The organism is Streptomyces echinoruber (assembly GCF_014651135.1).
Classification (GTDB): Bacteria; Actinomycetota; Actinomycetes; order Streptomycetales; family Streptomycetaceae; genus Streptomyces; species Streptomyces echinoruber.
Window position 1 is genome coordinate 145758 of sequence record NZ_BMWH01000018.1, and the last position, 9273, is coordinate 155030.

6 protein-coding genes are annotated in these 9273 nt (G+C 74.0%); all 6 read right to left on the reverse strand.

What is annotated here, in order from left to right:
• Positions 1-50: 50 nt before the first annotated feature.
• A complete protein-coding gene (locus IE225_RS20905; RefSeq protein WP_190059111.1) occupies positions 51-1991 on the reverse strand; it encodes an outer membrane protein assembly factor BamB family protein in 1941 nt (646 codons plus the stop codon).
• A gap of 73 nt (positions 1992-2064) precedes the next feature.
• Positions 2065-3930 carry an outer membrane protein assembly factor BamB family protein gene (locus tag IE225_RS20910; RefSeq protein ID WP_190059112.1) on the reverse strand — a complete coding sequence of 622 codons (1866 nt, stop codon included), beginning with the start codon at positions 3928-3930 and terminating at the stop codon, positions 2065-2067.
• Positions 3931-4153: 223 nt separating this feature from the next.
• On the reverse strand, positions 4154-5968 hold the full coding sequence (locus tag IE225_RS20915; protein WP_190059113.1) for an ABC-F family ATP-binding cassette domain-containing protein: 1815 nt from the start codon (positions 5966-5968) through the stop codon (positions 4154-4156).
• Between the two features lie 118 nt (positions 5969-6086).
• The gene (locus tag IE225_RS20920) at positions 6087-6980 is read right to left on the reverse strand and encodes a 4-(cytidine 5'-diphospho)-2-C-methyl-D-erythritol kinase (protein WP_190059114.1); all 894 of its coding nucleotides are present in this window, start codon (positions 6978-6980) and stop codon (positions 6087-6089) included.
• Positions 6977-8032: a 16S rRNA (adenine(1518)-N(6)/adenine(1519)-N(6))-dimethyltransferase RsmA gene (gene rsmA, locus IE225_RS20925; protein ID WP_190059115.1), complete on the reverse strand. Its 1056-nt coding sequence runs from the start codon at positions 8030-8032 to the stop codon at positions 6977-6979. The genes IE225_RS20920 and rsmA overlap by 4 nt, the downstream gene beginning before the upstream one ends.
• Before the next feature lie 66 nt (positions 8033-8098).
• On the reverse strand, positions 8099-9273 hold a 1175-nt coding region (locus IE225_RS20930; protein WP_190059116.1), incomplete at its 5' end, for a resuscitation-promoting factor.

Sequence of the window (9273 nt, forward strand, 5' to 3'; positions counted from 1 at the left end):
GACGGCGGGAGGGATGCGGGACGGGAGGAACGGAGAGGGCCCGCGCCGGGTCAGCCGCCCGTGCCGAACGCGATCGCCAGGTACTCCTGCCCGTACGACGACGTCGTCTTGTGGGCGAACACGGCCGACATGTACAGGTGGCCCCGCGCGTAGAGGATCTCCGCGTAGTCGGGGGACATCGTCGTCTCCGCGTCCCGGACGGCCTCGGTGGCGGGGTTCTCCAGCAGCTTGGTCTCCTTGAAGCTGCCGCCGTCGATGCTCACGATCTGGCCGCCCTTGTCGTACGGCGGGCGCTTGTAGGCGATGACGTTGCCGCCGTCCATGCGCAGCGGCGTGATCGTGTAGCCGTCGCCGGCGTCCGCGCGCTGCCCGGTCGGCTTGCCGGTGGCCAGGTCGAACGCGACGATCTCGTTGGTCTGGCTGTAGTCGGCGCTGCCGTCGTGCTCCTCGGTGGGCACGTAGATCCGGTCGTTGCCGACCGCGATACCGCTGCACTTCTCGACCCGGGTGATGCCGTCGCAGCGGGCCGCGTACTTGTCGCCGGGCACGGAGATGCGGGCGCGCAGCCTGCCGGTCCGGTTGTCCACGGAGAAGAAGTCGGAGATGCCGCTGCCGTCGCCCGCACTGTCGCCGACGTCGGCGGCGACCACCAGCGGGTCGGTCGACACGACGCTGGCGTACTCGATGCCCTTGGCCATCACGTACTCGGAGACGACCTTCCCGGACTTCGGGTCGAGGGTCTGGATGTGCAGCTGCCGCTGGTCGTACGGGCCGCACTTGCGCACCGCGACCAGCTTGGGCCCGCCGCCGTAGCCGGCGTCGTAGCAGCTGTCGCTGGGCTTGGGCGTCCAGCGGGCCTTGCCGGTGGCGAGGTCGAAGGCGGCGCCGCCGCTGGTGCTGCCCACGGCGACGGTGTCCGCGCTGACCGTGATGTTGTCGAAGCTGATCGGCTCGTCGCCCTCCTTGGCGGTCTGCGTCCACAGCTTCCGGCCGGCGTCGAGGTCGATCGCGGCGACCTGGCTGCAGCCGGCCGAGGAGCCCTTGGGGGGCATCTTCGGCTGGTAGAGGATCGCCGTGCGGTGGTCGTCGGTCATGAAGCGGCTGGCCTCGCACACCGGGCCGGGCAGCTTGATCGTCCACAGCTTGGTGCCCTTGTCGGGGTCGTAGCCGACGATCTCGGCGATGCCGCTCTTGGCGTACACCTTGTCGGTGAGCCAGGAGCCGGAGGTGACGTAGGTGCTGTCCTTGTCGGCCTTCGGCATCGGGACCTGGAAGAGGACGTGCGAGGCCGGGTCGGCGGGCGCCTTCTCCTCCCCGCCGGAGCCGGTGCCGCCGCCCTTGCCGTCCTTGCCGTCCTGGCCGCCGCTGGAGCTCGCGGTGTCGTCCTTCTTCCCGCTGCCGCCGGAGGACGTGGCGTACCACACGCCGCCGCCGATGATCAGCGCGATGGCGACCACCGCGGCGACGATGATCAGCGCCTGGGCGCTGAGCTTCCCGCCGCCGGCCGGCTGCGGGGCCTGCGGGTGCATCGGCACGGTGGGGAAGCCGGGGCCGCCCGGTGCACCGGGGGCACCCGGGTAGCCGTAACCGGGCTGCGGAGTGCCGTACGCCGCATAGGGGTGGGGCTGCTGCTGCGGGTAGCCGTAGCCCGGGGGCGGCTGGGGCGGTTGGGGAGCTTGCGGGTAGCCGTAGCCGGGTGCCTGCGGGGGCGGGCCCGCGGGCTGCTGCGGAGGCTGGGCGGGCTGCTGCGGGTAACCGTAGCCCGGCTGCGGGTTCTTGGACAGATCCGGGGTGTCCGGCTGCGACGGGGCGGCCGGCCGACCCTGGGGCGGACCGAAGCCGCCCTGCGACGGCTGCGGCGGCTGCGACGAGCCGTCCTGCTGCGGTTGCTGCGGCTGCGCCGCCTGTTGCTGGGGCGGCTGCGGCGGCTGCTGAGGGGGCTGCGGCGACTGCTGGGGGGGTTGGGACGGCTGCTGGGGGGGCTGGCTCATCGCGGGGACCTCGTCGGGAACGGACCGTCGGGCGGGGCGGGGGGCGAAAAAAGGCGTGCGGCGCGGCGGAGTCTCACTTGCCGAAGGCGAGCATCAGCTTCTCCTTCGCGTCGTCGTTGCCGGTCAGCCGGGTGGTGGAGAGGTAGAAGCGCCCGTCGACCCAGTCGACGTCCTTCGCGTAGAAGCCGTCCTCGATCTCGGCGGTGCTCTGCGGGTTCTGCAGCAGCTTCGTCGTGCGGTGCGCGGAACCGGCCGTGGGGACGGAGACGACCTGGCCGCCGGCGTCGTAGGACGGCTCCACGTACGCGATGAGCTTTCCGTCCTCGACCTTCATCGGCATCATCGAGGTGTCCCCGGGGGACTTCACGCGCCACTTCTCCTTGCCGGTGGCGAGGCTGATGGCGACGATCTCGTTGGGGCCGCTGGAGGCCTCGGTGGGCAGGTAGAGGTTCTCCTGGTCGGCCGCGACGCCCCGGCAGCCCTGCAGCTCGCGCTGGAGGAACGCCCAGCCGCACTGGGGGGCGAAGGACTCCTCGGTGTCGACCTGGGAGCGGATGGTGCCGTCGTCCTTGAGGGTCGAGATGTTCCAGTGCTTGTTGTCCTCGTCGGTCAGGTAGAGCACGACCGGGTCGAGGGAGTAGGTGCGGGTGACCCGCCAGCCCTTGGGGATCTTCGTGGTCCACCGGGCCTTGCCGGTCTTCGGGTCGAGTTCCTGCACCTCGTCGTGCTCGTTGGAGCCGCCGGCGCCGCAGGAGGCGACCGAGATCAGCCGGGCGCCGCCGGCGAACGCGGTGGGGAAGCACGCCTGGCCGTAGCGCTGCTTGTCGAACAGCTTCCGGCCGGAGCCGATGTCGTAGGCGACGCCGGACTGCGCGCGGCCCACCATCAGCGTGCTGCCGGTGAGGGACAGGTCGAGGGTGACGGTGTTGTCGAACAGGGCGCCGTCGTCGACCTCGAGGTGCCAGCCCTTCTTGCCGGTGTCCAGGTCGATCTGCTGGAGCTGGTTGCACTTGGCGCGGCTGCCGGTGCCGCTCTCGTAGGCGACGACGACCTTGTCGTCGGCCGACTGGTGCGGGGTGACCGCGCAGATCTTCTGCGGGAAGGTGACGGGGTCCCAGGTCGGGTTGCCGTTGCCGACGTTGTAGGCGACGACCTCCTTGTACGCGGCCTTCACCGCCGTCTTGTCGGTGATCCACATGCCGGGGGCGTCGGCGCCGGAACCGGGTGCGTCGGGCGCCTCCTTGTACCACAGCACCTTCGACTCGCCGGGCTTGCGGCCGTCGTTGAGGTTCTCCGGGTCGGCGCCGCCGTCGCCGCGGCCGTCGCCGGGGTTGACGGGGCTGTCGGCGGCGGAGGGCTTGGCGCCGCCGCTCCGTCCGGCGACGGGCTTCTTGCCGTCGCCGCCGTCGCCGGCGACGGCCCACACCGTGCCGCCGACGACGAGCAGCGCGACCACGGCGGCCGCGGCGGCGAGCAGCGGTTTGCCCTTGAGGGGGTTGCGGGAGCCGCCGCCGGGCGCCGGAGTGCCGGGCATGCCGGGCGCGTTCGGATAGGGAGGCTGCGGGTAGCCGTAACCGGGCTGCTGCGGGTAGCCGTAGGGGCCCGCGCCCGGCTGCTGCGGCTGGGCGTACGGGCCCGGCTGTCCCGGCTGTCCTGGCTGGCCCGGCTGTCCGTAGGGGCCCGGCTGGGCGTACGGACCGGGTTGTCCGTAGGGGCCCGGCTGGGCGTACGGGCCGGGCTGCTGCGGATAGCCGTAGCCGGGCTGCGGTGCGGCGGCCGGCGGGGTCTGCGGGGGCGGCGGGGTCTGCGGGGCCGGGGGTGTCCCGGGCGGCTGGGCCGGCGGCGCGGGCACGGCCTGCCGGGGATCCCCGGGTGCGCCGGATCCGTCGCCCTGCGGCGGCTGGTTCGGCTGCTGCGGACCGTGCGGCGGCTGACTCATCAGCGCATCCCCCTTGCTCACTGATTTCTCGCCACGCCCCCGAGGCACGCGCTGGACCCGGAGCCGTTTTCAGTCAGTTCTCAGACAGTTCTCGGACGGCTCTTTCTATCACCCGGCGCCGACCGGGCACCGGCCCGAGACCGCCCCTGTTCCCAAGGGCGAACCGGGCCGTGATGCCGCCGTTACGCGTCTTCACGCCCTCTTCACGGCCCGGCTCGGCCGGTCACACGTCCTCGGCGAGTTCCAGCCAGCGCAGCTCCAGTTCCTCGCGCCGGCCCGCCAGTTCCCGCAGCTCGGCGTCGAGTTCGGCCACCTTGGCGAAGTCGGTGGCGTGCTCGGCGATCCGGGCGTGCAGCGCGGACTCCTGCTCCGCGATCCGGTCCAACTGCCGCTCGATCTTCTGCAGTTCCTTCTTGGCGGCGCGCTGGTCGGCGGCGCTCTTCTCGGGCTTGCCGGCCGCGGGCCGCGGTGCGGCCGCCGGTGCGGAGGCGGCGGCCCGCTGCTCCATCCGCTGCCGCCGCTCCAGATACTCGTCGATGCCGCGGGGCAGCATGCGCAGGGTGCCGTCGCCGAGCAGGGCGTAGACGCGGTCGGTGGTGCGCTCGATGAAGAACCGGTCGTGGGAGATGACGATCATCGAGCCGGGCCAGCCGTCGAGGAGGTCCTCCAACTGGGTGAGGGTCTCGATGTCGAGGTCGTTGGTGGGCTCGTCGAGGAAGAGCACGTTGGGCTCGTCCATCAGCAGCCGCAGCAGTTGCAGCCGGCGCCGCTCGCCGCCGGAGAGGTCGCCGACGGGCGTCCACTGCTTGTCCTTGTCGAAGCCGAACGTCTCGCAGAGCTGACTGGCGGTCATCTCCCGGCCCTTGCCGAGGTCGACGCGCTCGCGCACCCGCTGGACGGCCTCCAGGACACGCCATGCGGGGTCGAGTTCGGCGACCTCCTGGGAGAGGTAGGCCAGTTTCACTGTCCGGCCGACGCGGATGCGGCCGCCCGCGGGCTGCTTCTCGCCGTCACTGGCGGCGGCGTCGGCGAGGGCGCGCAGCAGGGACGTCTTGCCGGCGCCGTTGACGCCGACGAGGCCGATGCGGTCGCCGGGGCCGAGCTGCCAGGTGACGTGCTCCAGCAGCACCTTGGGGCCGGCCTGGACGGTGACGTCCTCCAGGTCGAAGACCGTCTTGCCGAGCCGGGACGAGGCGAACCGCATCAGCTCGCCGCTGTCGCGCGGCGGCGGCACGTCCTTGATGAGCTCGTTGGCGGCCTCGACGCGGAAGCGGGGCTTGGAGGTGCGGGCGGGGGCGCCGCGGCGCAGCCACGCCAGCTCCTTGCGGATCAGGTTCTGCCGCTTGGCCTCCTCGGAGGCGGCGATGCGCTCGCGTTCGGCGCGGGCGAAGACGTAGTCGGAGTAGCCGCCCTCGTACTCGTGCACCACGCCGCGCTGCACGTCCCACATGCGCGTGCACACCTGGTCCAGGAACCACCGGTCGTGCGTCACGCACACCAGGGCCGAGCGGCGGCTCTGCAGGTGCCGGGCGAGCCAGGCGATGCCCTCGACGTCGAGGTGGTTGGTGGGCTCGTCCAGGACGATCAGGTCCTGCTCGGCGATGAGCAGCTTGGCGAGCGCGATGCGGCGCCGCTCGCCGCCGGAGAGCGGTCCGATCACGGTGTCCAGGCCCTTGGGGAAGCCCGGCAGGTCCAGCCCGCCGAACAGCCCGGTCAGCACGTCCCGAATGCGGGCGTCGCCCGCCCACTCGTGGTCGGCCATGTCGCCGACGACCTCGTGCCGCACGGTCGCCTCGGGGTCGAGGGAGTCGTGCTGGGTGAGCACGCCCAGCCGCAGCCCGCCGGCGTGCGTGACCCGGCCGGCGTCGGCCTCCTCCAGCTTCGCCAGCATCCGGATCAGGGTCGTCTTGCCGTCACCGTTGCGCCCGACGACGCCGATCCGGTCCCCCTCGGACACGCCGAGCGACACGCCGTCCAGCAGGGTGCGGGTGCCGTACACCTTGCTGACGTTCTCGACATTGACCAGGTTGACGGCCATTTCTCTCCTGCGCGCGGGGATGGATCGGCCTTCCAGCGTAGGGCCTGCCCGAAGAGGCCCGGTTCCGGTTCCAGTTCCGGTTCCGGTTCCGCGTCCTCGGACCACTGTCAGACCACCGTCAGACCACCGTCGCCCCCGGCACCGGCCCCGCCGCCACCCGCGCGGTGCGGCAGGTGCCCGACGCGCGCAGGGCCTTAGCCACCTCCCGCGCCGCCGCGGCGTCGCGGACGAGGAACGCCGTGGTGGGGCCCGAGCCGGAGACCAGGCCGGTGAGGGCGCCGGCGGCGCGGCCGGCCGCGAGGGTGTCGGCCAGTTCCGGGAAGAGGGACAGCGCGGCGGGCTGCAGGTCGTTGCAGACGGCGTCGGCGAGCGCGTCCGCGTCGCCCTTGGCGAGAGCGTCCAGGAGGTCCTGGGAGGCGACCGGCTCGGGGAGGGTGCGGCCCTCGGCCAGCCGGTCGAACTCCCGGAACACCGCCGGGGTGGACAGCCCGCGCTCGGCCACCGCGAACACCCAGTGGAAGGTGCCGCCGACCTCCAGGGCGGTCAGCCGCTCCCCGCGCCCGGTGCCCAGCGCCGCCCCGCCGACCAGCGCGAACGGCACGTCGCTGCCCAGCTCGGCGCAGATGTCGAGGAGTTCCTCGCGGTCGGCGCCCGTGCCCCACAGCGCGTCGCAGGCCAGCAGCGCGGCCGCGCCGTCCGCGCTGCCGCCCGCCATGCCGCCGGCGACCGGGATGTCCTTGGCGATGTGCAGGTGCACGGCCGCCTCGAGGCCGTGCCGCTCGGCGAGGGCGAGGGCGGCGCGGGCGGCGAGGTTGGTGCGGTCCAGGGGGACCTGGGCGGCGTCGGGGCCCGCGCACGTGACGCGCAGCTCGTCGGCCGGGGTGGCGGTGACCTCGTCGTACAGGCCGACCGCGAGGAAGACGTTGGCCAGGTCGTGGTAGCCGTCGGGGCGGGCGGCGCCCACCGCGAGCTGCACGTTGACCTTGGCGGGGACGCGAACGGTGACGCTCACTGCTGACCGGGCTCCTTGGAGTGGGCGGCGACGGCCGCCGCGCGCTCGGCGACGGCTTCGGGTCCGGCGGCTGCTTCGGGTCCGGCGGCTGCTTCGGGTCCGGCGGCGGCTGCCTGTTCGGCCTGCCCGGCCTGTTCGACTTGTCCGGCCTGCCCGGCGATCTTCCCGCGTGCGGCGGCGCGTTTGGGGTCCGCGGCGCTTCGCTGCTCGGCGATGCGCGCGAACTCCTCGACGGTGAGGGACTCGCCGCGCGCCTGCGGCGAGATGCCCGCGGTCAGCAGCGCGGCCTCCGCGGCCGCCGCCGACCCGGCCCAGCCGGCCAGCGCCGCCCGCAGCGTCTTGCGGCGCTGCGCGAACGCCGCGTCGACGACCGCGAACACCTCCTCCTTCGTCGCGGAGGTCCTGACCGGCTCCGGGCGGCGGGTGAGGGAGACCAGGCCGCTGTCGACGTTGGGCGCCGGCCAGAAGACGTTGCGGCCGATCGCGCCGGCCCGCCGGATCTCGGCGTACCAGTTCGCCTTCACGCTCGGCACGCCGTACACCTTCGAGCCGGGCGCCGCCGACAGGCGGTCGGCTACCTCCGCCTGGACCATGACCAGGGCGCGCTCGATGCTCGGGAAGGTGTCGAGCATGTGCAGCAGCACGGGCACGGCGACGTTGTACGGCAGGTTCGCCACCAGTGCCGTCGGGGGCGGGCCCGGCAGCTCCGTCACGTGCAGCGCGTCGGAGTGGACCAGCGCGAAACGGCCGGCGCGGTCGGGCATGCGGGCGGCGATCGTCGCCGGCAGGGCCGCGGCCAGGACGTCGTCGATCTCCACCGCCGTGACGCGGTCGGCGACCTCCAGCAGGGCGAGGGTGAGCGAGCCGAGACCCGGGCCGACCTCCACGACGACGTCGTCGGGGCGGACGTCGGCGGTGCGGACGATGCGGCGGACCGTGTTCGCGTCGATCACGAAGTTCTGGCCGCGCTGTTTCGTCGGGCGTACGCCGAGGGCCGCCGCCAGCTCGCGGACGTCGGCGGGCCCCAGGAGGGCGTCGGGGGTGCTGCTCACGGGACAAGGGTACGGGGGCGGGCCGGGCGCGGTGGCCCAGGTCGGCCGGTGCGACGGGCGGCGGCCCTACGACCGCAGCCGCTCCCCGCAGTGCGGCCACGGCGCCGTCCCCCGCCGCACGTACAGCTTCTTCGCCCGGTAGGTCTGCTCCTCCGCCGGCGCGTCCTGGGGGCGCCCCGTGCCGCCGAGGGCGTGCCAGGTGATCAGGTCGAACTGGTAGAGGCCGCCGTAGGTGCCGGAGGAGTCGGCGGCGTGCGGCCGGCCGCCGGACTCGCAGGCGGCCAGGCCCCGCCAGTCGAGGTGGTCGGTGCCGGCGACGGAGCGGGGGTGCGGCCGGGTGCCGACCCGCACGACACGCGGGACGGGCTCGCGCACGACCTCGCTGCGCACGCGGTGCGGCTTCTGGCGGACGCCGTTGACGACGCGCAGGGCGTAGGTGATCCGCCGGACGCCCACCCGCCCGGGCTGGTCGACGACCTCGGTGCCGGTGAGGAGGGAGGGGTCCTCGGTGCGCCGGACGGCGAAGGGGATCGGCTCCTCCGTGGTCTCCCTGCGACCGGTGACGCGCAGCACGGTGACGGTCTGCCCGTCGCGCGGGAAGCTGCCCGGCGGCACGGAGGTGGCGTCCTGGCCGCGCAGGGTGACGCCGGCCTCCTCGACGGCCTCGCGGACGGTGGCGGCGTTGGTGCGGACGGTGCGGGCGCGGCCGTCGGCCAGGACGGTCACCGTGCGTTCGGTGCGCACGTCGAGGGCGAGTCCGGCGCGTCCGATGGGCCGGGAGCGGGAGGCCGACAGGTACGCGCCCTCGGCGCGCACGCCGAGCTGCCGCAGCGCCTCGTCCACGGTGCGGGCCGTGGTCCACACCTGGCGCCGTCGGCCGTCCAGGGTGAGCCGGACGGGGCGGCCGTGCCGTACGGCGATCTCGTCGCCGCTGCTCAGACCGGTGCCGGGGGCGGGCGCGACCAGGTCGTGTGCGCCGACTCGCACGCCCTCCTCGGCCAGCAGCCCGGAGACGTCGTCGGCGAAGGTGTGCAGGGTGCGGGTGCGGCCGTCGACGTCGAGCTGGACGGCCTTGTCCTGGGCGACGAAGGCGGTGGTGCCGCCGGCCAGGAAGGCGACGACCAGCGCCTGCGGCAGCAGGCGGCGCATCCCGGCGTCGGCGCGCCCGGCGGTCCGGGCCCGGCGCCGGTGCGCGGCCCGCCGCCCCGCGCCGGAGCGCGCGCCGGACGCCCGCGCGCCCC

Bases quoted from the DNA above. Each gene is read 5' to 3' on its own strand.
- IE225_RS20915 (WP_190059113.1), bottom strand. From the start codon at position 5,968: ATGGCCGTCAACCTGGTCAATGTCGAGAACGTCAGCAAGGTGTACGGC.
- IE225_RS20905 (WP_190059111.1), bottom strand. From the start codon at position 1,991: ATGAGCCAGCCCCCCCAGCAGCCGTCCCAACCCCCCCAGCAGTCGCCG.
- IE225_RS20910 (WP_190059112.1), bottom strand. From the start codon at position 3,930: ATGAGTCAGCCGCCGCACGGTCCGCAGCAGCCGAACCAGCCGCCGCAG.